Raw genomic sequence first — 15,542 nt, forward strand, 5'->3', positions numbered from 1 at the left:
CAAAATCCTCGTAAAGCTGTATAATACTGGTATTTCATTAGAATAATACAAAGGATTTTGTCATGACAAATTGTATAGCATATAGTTACCAGTTTTCCAAAGTAAAAAATCGGACAATAGAGATAAATTTCACTGGAGGTGATATTAGTAGCGATGGAGGTGTGTTGTTATTAAGAGAAGCAGATAAAAGGCTTGGTATAACAGAGGAGCTTGCTAAAATATTTCCTGATAGACGAGATGGTAGTAAAATTACCCATAATATGGCAACAATGCTGAGGCAACGAATTTATGGTATTGCATTAGGTTATGAAGATTTAAATGACCACAATTATCTACGAAAATGTCCTGCTATGCAAACAGCTATGGAAACAATTGATGATATGGCAAGTAGTTCTACCTTATGTCGTATAGAAAACAATGCTGATAGACACTTTGCAATTAAAGTGCATGAACTAATGCTTGATAAATTTATTAAGTCTCATAAAATAGTACCAAAGCAGCTAATACTTGATTTTGATGCTACGGATGATGAAATTCATGGGCAACAGGAAGGTAAGTTTTATCATGGTTATTACGGTCATAATTGCTTTTTACCTTTGTATGTTTTTTGTGGAAAGCATCTGTTAGTTAGTTATCTTAGGACGTCAAAGCAGGATCAAGCAAAACATTCTTGGGCAATATTATCATTGTTAGTAAAACGTTTTCGCCAAGCTTGGCCAGAGGTAAAGATTATTTTTCGTGGTGATAGTGGATTTTGTCGTTATCAGATGTTTGATTGGTGTGATATTCATAATATAAAATATATTGTAGGAATGCCCCAAAATAACAGACTAAATGAGTTACTGAAACCTACAATGGAGAAGTCAAAAGCAGCATTTATTATAACCCAAGAAAAGCAACGTCTTTTTAGTGAGTTTCCATATAAGGCTGGTAGTTGGAGTCATGAACGTAGAATAATTGGTAAGGCAGAAATGACAATGCTTGGAGAAAATCCAAGGTATATAGTAACTAATTTATCAGATAAACCTGAAGATTTATACGACAAAGTTTACTGTGGTCGTGGTGATATGGAAAACCGTATAAAAGAGCAACAACTAGAATTATTTGCAGATCGTACTTCTTGTCATAGATGGTGGGCTAATCAGCTCAGAATGATTTTATCGGGTCTTGCATACACTTTAGTAGAATATATCAGAGGTAATTTATTACAAGGTAGTGCATTAGCAAAAGCACAAATAGGTACAATACGTTTAAAATTATTAAAAATTGGGGTAGTAATTATCCGTAATACTAGGCGTATTAAGTTTTTGTTATCTTCATCATATCCTTACCGACAGGTATGGAATCATGTGATGAAGAAATTAGCATTAGAATAACCTAGATTAGCACTGTTCCCGGTGCTTAGAAAAAATGGGGTAAGGGGCATTACATCTAAAATTTGAAAATAACGGCTTCAAAGCACTTTTTGGCAAAATTTTTACAAAAGTATCATTGCTAATATTATAAATTACTCAATTTCTTACTTTAAATCTCACTTCATGCAATATCCGGGCTAGATTAGCACTGTTCCCGGTGCTTAGAAAAAATGGGGTAAGGGGCATTACATCTAAAATTTGAAAATAACGGCTTCAAAGCACTTTTTGGCAAAATTTTTACAAAAGTATCATTGCTAATATTATAAATTACTCAATTTCTTACTTTAAATCTCACTTCATGCAATATCCGGGTTAGCCCTATTATAACTATCTTGAATGTTGATCTGTCAACAGTTTTCCGGACTATAATGGTACCCAAAAACTAGACAAGAAAATAGAGAAAAGTAGGTATAATATCTCCTAGGAAAAGGAGCAAAAAATGAAAAAACAAGTTAAAAAATATAGTGCAGAAGAAAAAGCAAAAATAGCAATTGAAGCAATATCTGGAGAAATGACTATAGCTCAAATTACCAGCAAATATGGTGTTCACGCTAATCAGATTTATAAATGGAAGAAAGAAGCTTTAGATTTTATGGTTTCTGGATTTAAATCGAAATCTAAACAACAAGATACCGGCCAAGAAGATTTAATTAAATCATTATTTGAGCAAATAGGCCAGTTAACAGTTGAAAGAGACTGGCTTAAAAAAAAATCTAGTATCTTTGGATTTAGAGGTTAGGAAAAAAATGATAAGTTATGCTTCAAATTTAACCATAGCAAGACAATGCAAACTTTTAGATTTAAACCGCTCAAGTTACTACTACCGAGCTAGGAATACCTTAGATGATAAGGAGTATAGAGTACTGAACAGAATTGATGAGATTTTTACAGAGCATCCCTATTATGGTACTAGAAGAATGTCTCATGTCCTAAAATCCGAAGGGTTAAATGTTAGTCGTAAGATGATAAGAAAATATTATAAAATACTTGGTATTGAAGCAGTATACCCAAAGATTAATTTAAGCCGTAGGAATCAGGCTCATAAAGTATACCCATATCTATTAAATAATATAGAGGTGGTTTGCTCCAATCAAGTTTACTGTGCAGATATTACTTACATAAGATTAAAGCAAGGTTTTGTATATTTGGTTGCTATAATGGATTGGTATAGTCGTTATATTTTGAGTTGGCGGGTGTCGATTAGTTTAGAAAATGATTTTTGTATTGAAGCTCTAAATGAAGCAATATCTATACATGGCAAGCCTGACATTTTTAATACGGATCAAGGAGTACAATTTACATCAAAAGATTTTACTCAAATACTTGAGCAACAAGGCATAGCTATTAGTATGGACGGCAAAGGCAGAGCCTTAGATAATGTATTTATTGAACGTTTTTGGCGATCTTTGAAACAAGAGAAGATTTATCGTTTTGATCTTGAAACAGTACGTGAAGCAAAGATAGCTATCAGAGATTATATAGAATTTTATAATCAGCAAAGACCTCATCAATCGCTTGAATATAAGACACCTGAAATGATACATTTTGCAGAAAAACTAGAAAATTATCAAGAGGCTATATGACATAGAAAATGCAAACTTTACTTTGAAAAACCAATACATTAATACAGGAGAATTACACCTCTAAAATTTAAAAAATTTGTCTAGACAAAGGGTACCACCTCATTCTGTCAGTTCTTTTTTTTGCTTTTAAAAGTTGCTCAGTAATATCTTCCGCAGGCACACCGCTGTCATAACTCATCCACCATTCATCATCTTCTATATATTCCTCATCATTTTCTGCGGCAGTATTTTTTGTTTCGTCTTGAGAAAGTTTTGGCATTTCTTATTCATGAGTACAATTTATAGGTGAATCATAACATAAAAATAGCTTAATAAATAGAATAATTTACGATGATAACCATAAGTTAACCTTTTATTGCTCTTCCATTTGTAATCCATAGTAAAAACCTCTATAATATGAGGAATGAGAGGGGTTTATGACTGAGAAGAAAGCAGCAAATAATTATGCGTTATTTAATAAATATTTAGGAAAAATATCAAAAGAGACGATTAATAAATTTAGTGGTCTCGATAATATAATTATCTTTTTATTAGAGCTGTGCAATTGTGGCTGTGTGGGGCTTGCTGCGAAGAAGATAGAGTTAAGCTCGCCTTTTATTTCACCTTTGCTGGTGCATAAAATAATAAATAGTGATAGGGATTTAAGCAAATGCGTAAAGCTTGCTAAAGGTTATGCGGCAGAAATGGAAATAGTAAAGGCAGAAAAAGTCTTATATGAGCTTGGTATTAATGGCTGTCATAAAAGTTTGGTAACATATCTTGAAGCCAATTCACCGAAATATCAACGTAGCGGTAGAAACGTTGTCAGGGGAAATAAGAAGCAGACAGAGACTGACGATAAATTAAGTCAGCTAAAAGAAATTGATGTTTTTGAGGTCGAGGCTTACGAGGCAGAAAGTAGCGATGATAAAGCAGCAGGATAAAAAAGTTATAAAATTCCCTATTGATTGGTCGCCCTATCCCTTTCAATTGCCGTTATGGCGTTATTTATATAAGGGCGGCAAGAAAGCAATAGCCGTGTGGCATAGAAGAGCCGGCAAGGATATTATGGGCATTAACTGGATAACGGCGGCAGCATTGCGAGAAGTTGGGATATACTGGTATGTCTACCCGACCTATAACCAGGCTAAAATGTCGGTCTGGGACGGCATGACCTTAGACGGCAGGGCTTACATGTCATTTATTCCGGAGTCTGCTATTGCTAAGAGTCAACAATATAAACAAAGGATACTATTTAAAAACGGCTCGGTAATCCAGTTTGTCGGGAGTGATCGCTATGCTAGTATTAGGGGCAGCGGTATAAAAGGGGCGGTAATCTCTGAATATTCTTATCACGACCCAAGGGCGATGAGTTCGGTAATTGAGCCGATGGTAATACGTAATAATGCGTGGCTGCTTTATTTATATACGCCTGCCGATAATTCGAAACTAACACATGGCGAAGAATTATATTTAAAATATAAAGACGATGCAACGGCATTTTGTGAGATTAAAACTATTGAGGATACTCTAGATCACGAGGGCAAGCCATTAGTAAAAGCTGCCGGGCTTAAATCGGTAGACATGACTCTTGAGGAGATACGCCGAGAATTTTATTGCGACTTTGAAGCCTATAGATTTAAAAGAGCCGACCAGGGCGGGACGTTTGTCGAGCAATTAAGACTTGCCGAAGCCGAGGGACGCATTACGCATATACCTTATGATCCTGCTTATAAAGTAAATACTTATTGGGATGTGGGAGGACACGTAGATTATACGACAATTTGGTTTGTCCAAGAAAAACAAGAAACAATTGATATTATCAATTTTTATATTAATAGAGGTCAGGATATAAAATTTTATCTAAATCATTTAAGGACTAGAGGTTACCAATACGGGCGAAATGTATTGCCGCACGATATGAATAGGCGAGACATGCCGACGCTAGACAACCGATTAAATAAATGTAATGAAGATGCTGAGAGTTTAGGTTTTATCCCATTTGAGATAGGAAGAAGATATTTACGTGAGGAGAGAATAAGTGAAGCGAAGAAGTTACTTGCTAGTCCTTATTGTCGTATAGATGAGAGAAAATGCCGATATGGTATAAGCGGGATATATGAGTTTGATGCGAGTAAACGTGGGGTGCATTCAAGCTCTACTAGATGTACGGACATAACCGACAGCTTTTGTTATCTGGCTATGGAAGTAAAAACAGGTAAAGAGAAGGAAAATTTAGGAGCTAATATATTACGTCATAATAAAGTTATTAGCGATTATAACGCCCTAGAATTACAGATTTAATCTATTTGCTATAAAAAAATCAAGAGGGAATATATGGGATGGTTAAAAAAAGTTGTCAAAGCAGTTACTAAACCTGTTGTAAAATTAGTAGATCATGTTGTGCCGGTTACAAAATTGGTAGATCATATTGTGCCGGCTCGTGGATTCTTTAGAAACCCGCTTAAGGCAACTATCGGAGCGGTAAGTAAATTTGTTCCCGGCGGAAAATATTTAACCGGTCGAGAGACCGAAAGGCAAAAATTCCATTATAACAATGCCTTAAATGACTATAACAGCTATGCATCTCAAGCACAATCTACTATCGATAATTTAAACAAGCAATTATACGAATCGGCACAACGACTGCAAAGTATCGAACAGCAGAAATATCAGCATGGACAAAATAGTTATCAGTTGCAGAGTCACGTAGATGAGTATCAAAGAGGCTTGCAGAATTTAGAACAGCAAAAGGCAAGTTTAGGCTCTGAAGCAAACGAATTGCAAGCCGCCTTTGAAGGGTTTAAAAATAAAGCCCCGTCTTTAACCCGGATATTGCATGAAGTGAGATTTAAAGTAAGAAATTGAGTAATTTATAATATTAGCAATGATACTTTTGTAAAAATTTTGCCAAAAAGTGCTTTGAAGCCGTTATTTTCAAATTTTAGATGTAATGCCCCTTACCCCATTTTTTCTAAGCACCGGGAACAGTGCTAATCTAGGTTATTCTAATGCTAATTTCTTCATCACATGATTCCATACCTGTCGGTAAGGATATGATGAAGATAACAAAAACTTAATACGCCTAGTATTACGGATAATTACTACCCCAATTTTTAATAATTTTAAACGTATTGTACCTATTTGTGCTTTTGCTAATGCACTACCTTGTAATAAATTACCTCTGATATATTCTACTAAAGTGTATGCAAGACCCGATAAAATCATTCTGAGCTGATTAGCCCACCATCTATGACAAGAAGTACGATCTGCAAATAATTCTAGTTGTTGCTCTTTTATACGGTTTTCCATATCACCACGACCACAGTAAACTTTGTCGTATAAATCTTCAGGTTTATCTGATAAATTAGTTACTATATACCTTGGATTTTCTCCAAGCATTGTCATTTCTGCCTTACCAATTATTCTACGTTCATGACTCCAACTACCAGCCTTATATGGAAACTCACTAAAAAGACGTTGCTTTTCTTGGGTTATAATAAATGCTGCTTTTGACTTCTCCATTGTAGGTTTCAGTAACTCATTTAGTCTGTTATTTTGGGGCATTCCTACAATATATTTTATATTATGAATATCACACCAATCAAACATCTGATGACGACAAAATCCACTATCACCACGAAAAATAATCTTTACCTCTGGCCAAGCTTGGCGAAAACGTTTTACTAACAATGATAATATTGCCCAAGAATGTTTTGCTTGATCCTGCTTTGACGTCCTAAGATAACTAACTAACAGATGCTTTCCACAAAAAACATACAAAGGTAAAAAGCAATTATGACCGTAATAACCATGATAAAACTTACCTTCCTGTTGCCCATGAATTTCATCATCCGTAGCATCAAAATCAAGTATTAGCTGCTTTGGTACTATTTTATGAGACTTAATAAATTTATCAAGCATTAGTTCATGCACTTTAATTGCAAAGTGTCTATCAGCATTGTTTTCTATACGACATAAGGTAGAACTACTTGCCATATCATCAATTGTTTCCATAGCTGTTTGCATAGCAGGACATTTTCGTAGATAATTGTGGTCATTTAAATCTTCATAACCTAATGCAATACCATAAATTCGTTGCCTCAGCATTGTTGCCATATTATGGGTAATTTTACTACCATCTCGTCTATCAGGAAATATTTTAGCAAGCTCCTCTGTTATACCAAGCCTTTTATCTGCTTCTCTTAATAACAACACACCTCCATCGCTACTAATATCACCTCCAGTGAAATTTATCTCTATTGTCCGATTTTTTACTTTGGAAAACTGGTAACTATATGCTATACAATTTGTCATGACAAAATCCTTTGTATTATTCTAATGAAATACCAGTATTATACAGCTTTACGAGGATTTTGTCTCCTATATCTCATGCAATATCCGGGTTAAGTAACAAAATAAGTGAAATACAAAAGCTGCCTGCTACTTTTCAGCAAATGTTCGAGTCGGTTTTACAACAAAAGGAGCGGCTTAGAGGTTTAACCGAAGATGAGGCAAGCGGCGAGATCAAAAGATATCGTGCGGACACCGAGAATTTAAAGAAGCATCGAGAAGAGACCGAAAACAACATACGGAAAGGCTTAGATGAAATAACTAAGCAGCATACGGGACTCTCTAGCGAGAGAGCTAATTTAGAGCAGCGATTATCCTCTTACAAGCTACAACAAGATAGGCTATTACAAAATAGCGATCATTTTAATAATGCTCGCAGTCAATTAGAGAGTGTTATACGCAATTATCAGAATGAGCAACAAAGATTAGAAAATGAATATAACAGTCATAAGTCGCAAACTGAAAGCCTAAATAGTCAGCTGGATAATTACAGCAATACTGCCCAAGCACATTTAGATAATTTGGGGAATAGTGTAGGTTTTCGAGCAAATAAACTTAAGAAAGCTAGCAGACTAACCGGTTTGACACAAGGAGCAGCACTGGCAGCTTTAACATTCGGTGCGGGTATGTATCTGGCTCCTGCCGCCGCTGCAACCGGTGCAGGGGCTGGAGCTGCTACATCGGGGGCTTTCGGTTCTTCTCTACTTGGCTCGCTTGGTACGGGGTTGCAATATGCGGCTCCTGTGCTTGGCATAGGTCATTTTATGAATAAGATGAATAAAGGCAGGATGGCTGCTGATTGGCAGAGAATAGCATTAGAGAATAGAGGAGCAGAAAGCTATAATAATTCTGCTTCTCTATGGCAACAGGGTTTATTCGGTAACAAAGTAGCTATCCCTGAACTAGCCCGGATATTGCATGAGATATAGGAGACAAAATCCTCGTAAAGCTGTATAATACTGGTATTTCATTAGAATAATACAAAGGATTTTGTCATGACAAATTGTATAGCATATAGTTACCAGTTTTCCAAAGTAAAAAATCGGACAATAGAGATAAATTTCACTGGAGGTGATATTAGTAGCGATGGAGGTGTGTTGTTATTAAGAGAAGCAGATAAAAGGCTTGGTATAACAGAGGAGCTTGCTAAAATATTTCCTGATAGACGAGATGGTAGTAAAATTACCCATAATATGGCAACAATGCTGAGGCAACGAATTTATGGTATTGCATTAGGTTATGAAGATTTAAATGACCACAATTATCTACGAAAATGTCCTGCTATGCAAACAGCTATGGAAACAATTGATGATATGGCAAGTAGTTCTACCTTATGTCGTATAGAAAACAATGCTGATAGACACTTTGCAATTAAAGTGCATGAACTAATGCTTGATAAATTTATTAAGTCTCATAAAATAGTACCAAAGCAGCTAATACTTGATTTTGATGCTACGGATGATGAAATTCATGGGCAACAGGAAGGTAAGTTTTATCATGGTTATTACGGTCATAATTGCTTTTTACCTTTGTATGTTTTTTGTGGAAAGCATCTGTTAGTTAGTTATCTTAGGACGTCAAAGCAGGATCAAGCAAAACATTCTTGGGCAATATTATCATTGTTAGTAAAACGTTTTCGCCAAGCTTGGCCAGAGGTAAAGATTATTTTTCGTGGTGATAGTGGATTTTGTCGTCATCAGATGTTTGATTGGTGTGATATTCATAATATAAAATATATTGTAGGAATGCCCCAAAATAACAGACTAAATGAGTTACTGAAACCTACAATGGAGAAGTCAAAAGCAGCATTTATTATAACCCAAGAAAAGCAACGTCTTTTTAGTGAGTTTCCATATAAGGCTGGTAGTTGGAGTCATGAACGTAGAATAATTGGTAAGGCAGAAATGACAATGCTTGGAGAAAATCCAAGGTATATAGTAACTAATTTATCAGATAAACCTGAAGATTTATACGACAAAGTTTACTGTGGTCGTGGTGATATGGAAAACCGTATAAAAGAGCAACAACTAGAATTATTTGCAGATCGTACTTCTTGTCATAGATGGTGGGCTAATCAGCTCAGAATGATTTTATCGGGTCTTGCATACACTTTAGTAGAATATATCAGAGGTAATTTATTACAAGGTAGTGCATTAGCAAAAGCACAAATAGGTACAATACGTTTAAAATTATTAAAAATTGGGGTAGTAATTATCCGTAATACTAGGCGTATTAAGTTTTTGTTATCTTCATCATATCCTTACCGACAGGTATGGAATCATGTGATGAAGAAATTAGCATTAGAATAACCTAGATTAGCACTGTTCCCGGTGCTTAGAAAAAATGGGGTAAGGGGCATTACATCTAAAATTTGAAAATAACGGCTTCAAAGCACTTTTTGGCAAAATTTTTACAAAAGTATCATTGCTAATATTATAAATTACTCAATTTCTTACTTTAAATCTCACTTCATGCAATATCCGGGCTAGGCGGCATAAAACAATCTTTATCACATTTTAATATGCCGACTGTACCGAAACTTCAAGACTTACCAAAGCTTGAGGAATCGCTAGGAAAAATTACTGCCCTTGGTGATTTGAATAATTTAAGCTTAGGGCTACCGCAAATGACTTCAGCAGACGGCAAAAAATACAGCTCGGAAGTGTTATATGATCTGGATTTTTTGAAGAAACTTAAAAAAGTCTCGAGAAGTTTAGGAACTCCTTATTTAAGAGGTAACACAAATTATAACCAAAATAGCAGGAGTAACATAGCTTATGCGTGATGATATCGCCGGTAAGATAGAATATTTTGAAACTTTAAAAACTAAGCGAGAGAAATGGAACGCCGTTTGGGACGAGCTAAAAAAATATGTCTGTCCGCAAACCACAAGCAATAAGGAAATATTTGATTCCACCTCTATTTGGGCAAGGGAGCAACTAGCATCAGGACTGCAAAGTTTAATGGTTAATAGAGCTGTTAAATGGTTTAATATTAATTTGTTAGAGCAAGAAGGTAGTGAAGACGACCAGCCATTAAATGAGCTACCGGAAGTCAAATTATGGTTGGAAACGATAGAAAATACTATCTTAAATATTTTTAATAATCCGGGATCAAATTTTTACAACCAAATACACGAGTTTTTTTTAAATCTTGCAGCATTTGGCACTTCTATATTTTACGTCGAAGAAGAGCCGGAATTACGATCAGGGCTGTTTTTTCGCAATATTAGTCTAAAAGAATGTTATTTTGAAGAAGATAAATACGGCTTTGTTAATTCCATGTACCGACTTTTTACGATGAACGTCAAAACGGCAGCAAGTAAATGGTCGGATTTTGCACCATTTAAAGATAAGCTGCTTAAAAGCCCTGACGAACAAATAGAGATATTGCATATCGTCGCCCCTGCAGATGAAGGCGGTAAAAAGAAAAGTTTAGCTTATACATCACAATATATTTATTTAGCTGAACAAAAATTAATTGCCGAGTCCGGCTATTCATATTTTCCATTCTTTGTCACAAGGTGGATTAAAGAAGAGGGGGAAGTTTACGGCTATGCCCCGGCTCATCACGTTTTACCGGATATAAAGCTGTTAAATTCATTTCGTAATACTACAGCTAAGGTATCACAGCTGCAATTACAACCATCTCGTTTGATACCAAAACGTGGCTATCAATTACCACTTCGTGATACTCCAGGGGCAGCAAATTATTTTGAGAACGGCACTGAAAAAATAACAAATCTTAGCAATATCGATAACCCTGTAGCTACAGAACTACAACAAGATAAATGCCGGGATGCAATATTTAAGGCTTCTTATATTGATATATTCCGCATGCAGAAAGAAAATAAAGAAATGACGGCGACGGAAGTACAAATACGAAATGAGGAGCAAATGCGGATGATGTCGCCGATGGTAGGCAGAATTGAAACGGAGTTTTTAAATCCGCTAATTAGAGCTATTTATGGAATATTAGCCAAGTATAACAAATTGCCGGCATTAGAAGGAGTAAATATCCTACCCGACATTGAAATTAGTTATGTCTCACCTTTAACTAGAGCACAAAAATCATCGGCAGTTAATAGCATTGAGCAAGTTATAGGATTCTTTCAACGTAGCGGCATTAGTAATTTATGCCCGGAGATTTACGACAATATAAACTGGGATTTATGTTTTAAACTACTTGCCGAACATAGAGGGATACCACAATCGATCCTTAGACCCGACAAAGAAGTAATGCAAATCAGACAGCAACGAAAAATGGCTCAGGCACAGCAAATGCAAGCTCAGCAATCGCAATTACCGATACAATAAAAAATAGATTGATTTAATTTAAAATATAAGTAGATTATGAAAATTCTAATTGAAACAAATAACTCTCAAAGTGAGCAAATTAATTCTGATATAAATATAGTAATTCAAAAGGCAAAAGATTTAACACAAATTTATAGTAGAATTTTTACCTCAAATGATGGTATAATGATCTTAGAGGATTTGGCAAATATGAGCGGCATGTATAGATCAAATTTTATAGCCGATAATGATAGGCACACCGCTTATTTAGAAGGACAAAGGGCTTTATTTTTATATATTTGTTCGCAGTTGGAAAATAACACAAATAATATGGAAGGGAATTTATGAGTACTATAGTCAGTTTTGATTACGCTATTAAAAATTTATTAAGGAATAAAGGCGATTATGACATAGTCGAGGGGTTTATTTCGATTATTCTTAAAGATGCAGGATATAGTGCAGTAAAAATAACAGCAGTACTTGAAAGTGAAAGTAATAAGGAAAAAGCAACATTAAAGTCTAGTGTAGCAGACGTCGTAGTTGAAGACGAGCAAGGGCATAAATATATAGTGGAAATAGATCGCTCACATACTGATCTTTTCCTAAAAAAAGCTTGTTTTAACAGTAGCCGTTTAATCGTCGATAGTATTTCTAAAAGCGAGGACTACGCTACTATCAAAAAAGTATTCCATATTAATTTATTATACTTTCCGTTTGCTAATATGAAAGTGCCGTTATATCACGGTAAAACTATTTTTAGAGAGGTAGACCGTGAGCATCCTATGCACTTGCACTTAGCCGACATGGGCGGTAGAATATTTGACAATTATAATTTGTTTCCGGAGTATTTTGTAATATCCGTACCTTTATTTGATGATGTTGTAAAAGATGAAATGGATGAATGGCTATATATGACCAAACATTCAGAAGTAAGAGAAGATTTTAAATCACCTTACATGAAGAAAATAGCCGAGAAGCTTAGCATACTTAAGATGACTCCTAAAGAATTAAAAGCTTATCGAGACTATATGAACAAAACCTTAAAGGAGCGTGATTATATTGTTTCTGCTGAAGAAAAAGGAAAAGTTGAAGGTAAAGCTGAATTAATAAAAATGATGATAAAACAAGGCAAGTCTGTTAAACAAATAGCAGAATTTACAGGGTTATCTGAGGATGAAATAGAGAAGCTAAAAGAGGAAAGAGATGAGTGAAGAACAAAACGAGCTACAAAGTGATAATATCGGGGAAGCAGCTAGTACGTCCTGGCTGTCGGCTTTGCCGGAAGATCTACAAAAAGCAGAATCTTTAAGCAAGTTTAAAGATATTTCCTCTTTAGCAAGTAGTTATTTAGAAGCCGAAAAAAACTTAAATAGCCGAGTTGCTATACCTAAGGGAGATGCTCCAAATGAAGAATGGAACAAATTTTATACTCGTTTAGGCTTGCCGGAAGATAAGAAATATACTGACAAGAGAACTGTTGAGGATGAGGAATATTTAAAACAATATGAAGAAATGTTTTATCAAAGCGGTCTAAGCAAAAGGCAGGGAGAGAAGCTGCTTAATAGTCTATATAATTATTCCGTAGATATTCAGAAGAAACAGCAGGAAGAAATAGAGGGATTGCGTCACTCAAATATAGACTGGTTAAAGAAACGTTATAATGACGGATTTGATAGTAAAATAAACGTTATGAACGTAGCTTTAAAAAACTTCGGCACGAAAGAATTAGCGGGATTAATAGAGGAATCAAACTATAACCCTGCTCTTGTAGATATGTTAGTTAAAATCGGTGAAACGTTAAAATCCGACTCACTGGTAACAGGAGCAGAAAAGCCTACAATTACAGGGGCTGACTCGGCATTAAAAGAAATAAAAAGACTTGAATCTAACCATGATTTTATGCTAAAATTTAAAGATAAGAATCATACGGGGCATGCATCAGCTATTGCCCAAATGAATGAGTTATACACCATCGCTTATAATCCTAAGTGACAACTTCTTAAGGTCGCATAAATCTTAGCGGTAACCTTTTAAAAAGAAGCCACTAATAATTATCAACGATAGATATTTATTAAAGCTTAACATTTTAAAAAGGTTACCGACATGGAACAAATCACCGAAGCACTAAAAGAGCAATTCGCTCGCAATATCGGACTCGTTATTCAACAAGAAGGCTCAAAACTCCGCAAATTTGTTACGAACGAATCTCAAGATACGGAAGTAATCCAATTTGAGACGATGCACACCCACGAAGCATTACCAAGACATAGAACAGCAGCAGGCTATCATGAGCCTGGCGATGGCAATACAGGTAAACTGGAAAAACTAACCGAATTTAGAACGCCAAAAATCACCAGACGCCAAGTTATAGCACAAGTCTATTACTGGGAAGCTGCTATGGATAGAAACGATAAGCTTAATCTGCTTAGTGATCCGACGTCTAAATTCCCGAAACTTGCTGGTTTTGCAATGGGCAGGAAACAAGATCAAGTAATTATCAATAGCTTTGCCTCACCTGTTAATGGCGGCAGAACCGGGCAAAATCTCATTTATTTTGATGTAGTAAATAATGTTATTCCCGTCGGTGTTAAGCTGGTTGATACGACGCTTGGGCTGCATGCAAATAACTTGGCGGGGGGTGCTGGCGGACAGCAAGGAGCAAACGCCAAGGAAGCACTAAGAGTCGGCGGGCTCACTGTTGAGAAACTACTTAAAGCTCATCAATTACTTAAAAAACATAGCTTCGGGGCAGATGAAAAATATTATTTAGTTTGCTCCTCTTATCAAATCGGCAATTTACTCCGAGACAGCCAAATAACTAGCCACTATTATAACAGCGTTAAAGCCCTTGTTAGCGGTGAAGTAAATAGTTTTGTCGGGTTTAACTTTATCATTACCGAAATGCTAGGCGGCATAAGAGGTACGGCAAACAACATAAGAGATACAGCAAACTCCATAAGAGATTGTTACGCCTTTACGGAAAGCTCAATAAGGTTTGGTACTGTTACAGGATCGGTGGAGCGGCAAATAGATAGGTTAGTGCAATATCATTATGCACTGAGTTTATACTATTCCGAAGGCTTTGGGGCAACGAGAACTGAAGAGGGGCAAATAGTTTGCATTAAATGTTTAGAGCCGGCGGACGTTGCAGGGCATACAGGCGATCATTGGAATGCGGCAGCAGACAATGCACATTTTAATGGTGCAGTGCATGCAAGTATAGTGCCGTGGCAAATGATCGGTAGAGAGTGCCGTAATGTTGATAATACGGATGATATTAAAGTTGATGCATTAGAATCGCTACTAGCGAAATAATTAAAGTAAAATACAAGTAGCATATGAAACAAGAAATAATCCGTAAAGCTTTAGCATTACTTGGCTCAAATAGTGGAAATTATGGTGCTATGCAAAACAGCACTAGTATATCAAAAGCCGAAAATCTTTGTCAGGAGTTTGTTGATAGTGCTATTGAGGAGGCAGTATTGTCGGTTAGATGGGATTTTGCTTTAAAGCGGATAGATAATATAGATGGCAGTAATAATGAATTTAAAGAAATAGAAAATATTGAAGATTGTATTAAAGTAGTAATTATTGTGCCGTCTAATTTAGAGTTTTATATTGAAACGGGGAAGATTTACTTTAAAGGCGGTAATCTTACCTCGCTCTTTTATTACAGCAGCACAGTTATAGAATTATTACTTAATAATGACGGCAATGTTTGGAAGCACGTTCCACAAAATTTTAGATTACTTACCGCTCTTTCTTTAGCGTCAAAGGTAGCTTTTGCCCTTTATTCAGATAGCTTATTTGCTGATGGTCTTAAGAAACAATATTTAATTCATTCAGACCAAGCAAAACGGCTTTATAATATTGGTTATAATTTAGTAAACTCCGGCGAAGTTTAAAAAGCGAGCGAA

The 15,542-nt window shown here is 35.7% G+C and carries 17 protein-coding genes; 15 read left to right on the forward strand and 2 right to left on the reverse strand.

Features of this window, described 5'->3' with window-relative positions; all coding sequences use genetic code 11:
• The first annotated feature begins 62 nt into the window (after positions 1-62).
• From AAGD48_RS01430 to AAGD48_RS01440, 3 genes are all read left to right on the forward strand, one after another.
• Entirely contained in the window at positions 63-1,376 is a 1,314-nt protein-coding gene (locus AAGD48_RS01430; protein ID WP_341790166.1) for an IS1380 family transposase, read from the forward strand.
• A 478-nt stretch (positions 1,377-1,854) separates the two neighbouring features.
• On the forward strand, positions 1,855-2,154 hold the full coding sequence (locus AAGD48_RS01435; RefSeq protein ID WP_045812944.1) for a transposase: 300 nt from the start codon (positions 1,855-1,857) through the stop codon (positions 2,152-2,154).
• A 7-nt stretch (positions 2,155-2,161) separates the two neighbouring features.
• Positions 2,162-2,998 (forward strand): IS3 family transposase, encoded by an 837-nt coding sequence (locus AAGD48_RS01440; protein ID WP_341789327.1) that lies wholly within the window; start codon positions 2,162-2,164, stop codon positions 2,996-2,998.
• A 67-nt stretch (positions 2,999-3,065) separates the two neighbouring features.
• Here the strand turns inward: AAGD48_RS01440 and AAGD48_RS01445 are convergent, their stop codons facing one another.
• On the reverse strand, positions 3,066-3,257 hold the full coding sequence (locus AAGD48_RS01445) for a hypothetical protein (RefSeq protein ID WP_341790167.1): 192 nt from the start codon (positions 3,255-3,257) through the stop codon (positions 3,066-3,068).
• A gap of 157 nt (positions 3,258-3,414) precedes the next feature.
• Between AAGD48_RS01445 and AAGD48_RS01450 the strand changes: the two genes are divergently transcribed.
• From AAGD48_RS01450 to AAGD48_RS01460, 3 genes are read left to right on the forward strand one after another with little or no spacing between them, the layout of a single operon-like run.
• Complete coding sequence (locus AAGD48_RS01450) at positions 3,415-3,921, forward strand: hypothetical protein (RefSeq protein WP_341790168.1); 507 nt, start codon at positions 3,415-3,417, stop codon at positions 3,919-3,921.
• Positions 3,902-5,281 (forward strand): hypothetical protein, encoded by a 1,380-nt coding sequence (locus tag AAGD48_RS01455; protein WP_341790169.1) that lies wholly within the window; start codon positions 3,902-3,904, stop codon positions 5,279-5,281. The genes AAGD48_RS01450 and AAGD48_RS01455 overlap by 20 nt, the downstream gene beginning before the upstream one ends.
• 33 nt (positions 5,282-5,314) lie before the next feature.
• Complete coding sequence (locus AAGD48_RS01460) at positions 5,315-5,845, forward strand: hypothetical protein (RefSeq protein ID WP_341790170.1); 531 nt, start codon at positions 5,315-5,317, stop codon at positions 5,843-5,845.
• 135 nt (positions 5,846-5,980) lie between these two features.
• Here the strand turns inward: AAGD48_RS01460 and AAGD48_RS01465 are convergent, their stop codons facing one another.
• A complete protein-coding gene (locus AAGD48_RS01465) occupies positions 5,981-7,294 on the reverse strand; it encodes an IS1380 family transposase (RefSeq protein WP_341789277.1) in 1,314 nt (437 codons plus the stop codon).
• Positions 7,295-7,353: 59 nt separating this feature from the next.
• On the opposite strand from AAGD48_RS01465, the gene AAGD48_RS01470 reads away from it, so the two are divergent.
• The 9 genes from AAGD48_RS01470 to AAGD48_RS01510 all read left to right on the forward strand — a co-directional run bounded on the left by AAGD48_RS01470 (position 7,354) and on the right by AAGD48_RS01510 (position 15,530).
• Positions 7,354-8,259: a hypothetical protein gene (locus AAGD48_RS01470; protein ID WP_341790171.1), complete on the forward strand. Its 906-nt coding sequence runs from the start codon at positions 7,354-7,356 to the stop codon at positions 8,257-8,259.
• Positions 8,260-8,325: 66 nt separating this feature from the next.
• Positions 8,326-9,639, forward strand: a complete 1,314-nt coding sequence (locus AAGD48_RS01475; RefSeq protein ID WP_341789277.1) for an IS1380 family transposase — start codon at positions 8,326-8,328, stop codon at positions 9,637-9,639.
• Positions 9,640-9,851: 212 nt separating this feature from the next.
• Positions 9,852-10,115 (forward strand): hypothetical protein, encoded by a 264-nt coding sequence (locus tag AAGD48_RS01480; RefSeq protein ID WP_341790172.1) that lies wholly within the window; start codon positions 9,852-9,854, stop codon positions 10,113-10,115.
• Complete coding sequence (locus tag AAGD48_RS01485; protein WP_341790173.1) at positions 10,108-11,646, forward strand: portal protein; 1,539 nt, start codon at positions 10,108-10,110, stop codon at positions 11,644-11,646. The genes AAGD48_RS01480 and AAGD48_RS01485 overlap by 8 nt, the downstream gene beginning before the upstream one ends.
• Positions 11,647-11,682: 36 nt before the next feature.
• Complete coding sequence (locus AAGD48_RS01490) at positions 11,683-11,973, forward strand: hypothetical protein (RefSeq protein ID WP_341790174.1); 291 nt, start codon at positions 11,683-11,685, stop codon at positions 11,971-11,973.
• Positions 11,970-12,836 (forward strand): Rpn family recombination-promoting nuclease/putative transposase, encoded by an 867-nt coding sequence (locus AAGD48_RS01495; protein ID WP_341790175.1) that lies wholly within the window; start codon positions 11,970-11,972, stop codon positions 12,834-12,836. The genes AAGD48_RS01490 and AAGD48_RS01495 overlap by 4 nt, the downstream gene beginning before the upstream one ends.
• On the forward strand, positions 12,829-13,617 hold the full coding sequence (locus AAGD48_RS01500; RefSeq protein ID WP_341790176.1) for a hypothetical protein: 789 nt from the start codon (positions 12,829-12,831) through the stop codon (positions 13,615-13,617). Before AAGD48_RS01495 ends, AAGD48_RS01500 begins: the two co-directional genes overlap by 8 nt.
• 111 nt (positions 13,618-13,728) lie before the next feature.
• Complete coding sequence (locus AAGD48_RS01505; protein WP_341790177.1) at positions 13,729-14,940, forward strand: phage capsid protein; 1,212 nt, start codon at positions 13,729-13,731, stop codon at positions 14,938-14,940.
• 23 nt (positions 14,941-14,963) lie between these two features.
• Positions 14,964-15,530: a hypothetical protein gene (locus AAGD48_RS01510; RefSeq protein ID WP_341790178.1), complete on the forward strand. Its 567-nt coding sequence runs from the start codon at positions 14,964-14,966 to the stop codon at positions 15,528-15,530.
• Positions 15,531-15,542: the final 12 nt, after the last annotated feature.

Origin of the sequence: Rickettsia endosymbiont of Polydrusus tereticollis (assembly GCF_964026385.1) — a bacterium.
Classification (GTDB): Bacteria; Pseudomonadota; Alphaproteobacteria; order Rickettsiales; family Rickettsiaceae; genus Rickettsia.

Coding starts and splice junctions, on each gene's coding strand:
- AAGD48_RS01490 (WP_341790174.1), top strand. CDS start 11,683: ATGAAAATTCTAATTGAAACAAATAACTCTCAAAGTGAGCAAATTAAT.
- AAGD48_RS01435 (WP_045812944.1), top strand. CDS start 1,855: ATGAAAAAACAAGTTAAAAAATATAGTGCAGAAGAAAAAGCAAAAATA.
- AAGD48_RS01460 (WP_341790170.1), top strand. CDS start 5,315: ATGGGATGGTTAAAAAAAGTTGTCAAAGCAGTTACTAAACCTGTTGTA.
- AAGD48_RS01510 (WP_341790178.1), top strand. CDS start 14,964: ATGAAACAAGAAATAATCCGTAAAGCTTTAGCATTACTTGGCTCAAAT.
- AAGD48_RS01455 (WP_341790169.1), top strand. CDS start 3,902: ATGATAAAGCAGCAGGATAAAAAAGTTATAAAATTCCCTATTGATTGG.
- AAGD48_RS01475 (WP_341789277.1), top strand. CDS start 8,326: ATGACAAATTGTATAGCATATAGTTACCAGTTTTCCAAAGTAAAAAAT.
- AAGD48_RS01505 (WP_341790177.1), top strand. CDS start 13,729: ATGGAACAAATCACCGAAGCACTAAAAGAGCAATTCGCTCGCAATATC.
- AAGD48_RS01430 (WP_341790166.1), top strand. CDS start 63: ATGACAAATTGTATAGCATATAGTTACCAGTTTTCCAAAGTAAAAAAT.
- AAGD48_RS01465 (WP_341789277.1), bottom strand. CDS start 7,294: ATGACAAATTGTATAGCATATAGTTACCAGTTTTCCAAAGTAAAAAAT.
- AAGD48_RS01500 (WP_341790176.1), top strand. CDS start 12,829: ATGAGTGAAGAACAAAACGAGCTACAAAGTGATAATATCGGGGAAGCA.
- AAGD48_RS01450 (WP_341790168.1), top strand. CDS start 3,415: ATGACTGAGAAGAAAGCAGCAAATAATTATGCGTTATTTAATAAATAT.
- AAGD48_RS01445 (WP_341790167.1), bottom strand. CDS start 3,257: ATGCCAAAACTTTCTCAAGACGAAACAAAAAATACTGCCGCAGAAAAT.
- AAGD48_RS01480 (WP_341790172.1), top strand. CDS start 9,852: ATGCCGACTGTACCGAAACTTCAAGACTTACCAAAGCTTGAGGAATCG.
- AAGD48_RS01485 (WP_341790173.1), top strand. CDS start 10,108: ATGCGTGATGATATCGCCGGTAAGATAGAATATTTTGAAACTTTAAAA.
- AAGD48_RS01440 (WP_341789327.1), top strand. CDS start 2,162: ATGATAAGTTATGCTTCAAATTTAACCATAGCAAGACAATGCAAACTT.
- AAGD48_RS01495 (WP_341790175.1), top strand. CDS start 11,970: ATGAGTACTATAGTCAGTTTTGATTACGCTATTAAAAATTTATTAAGG.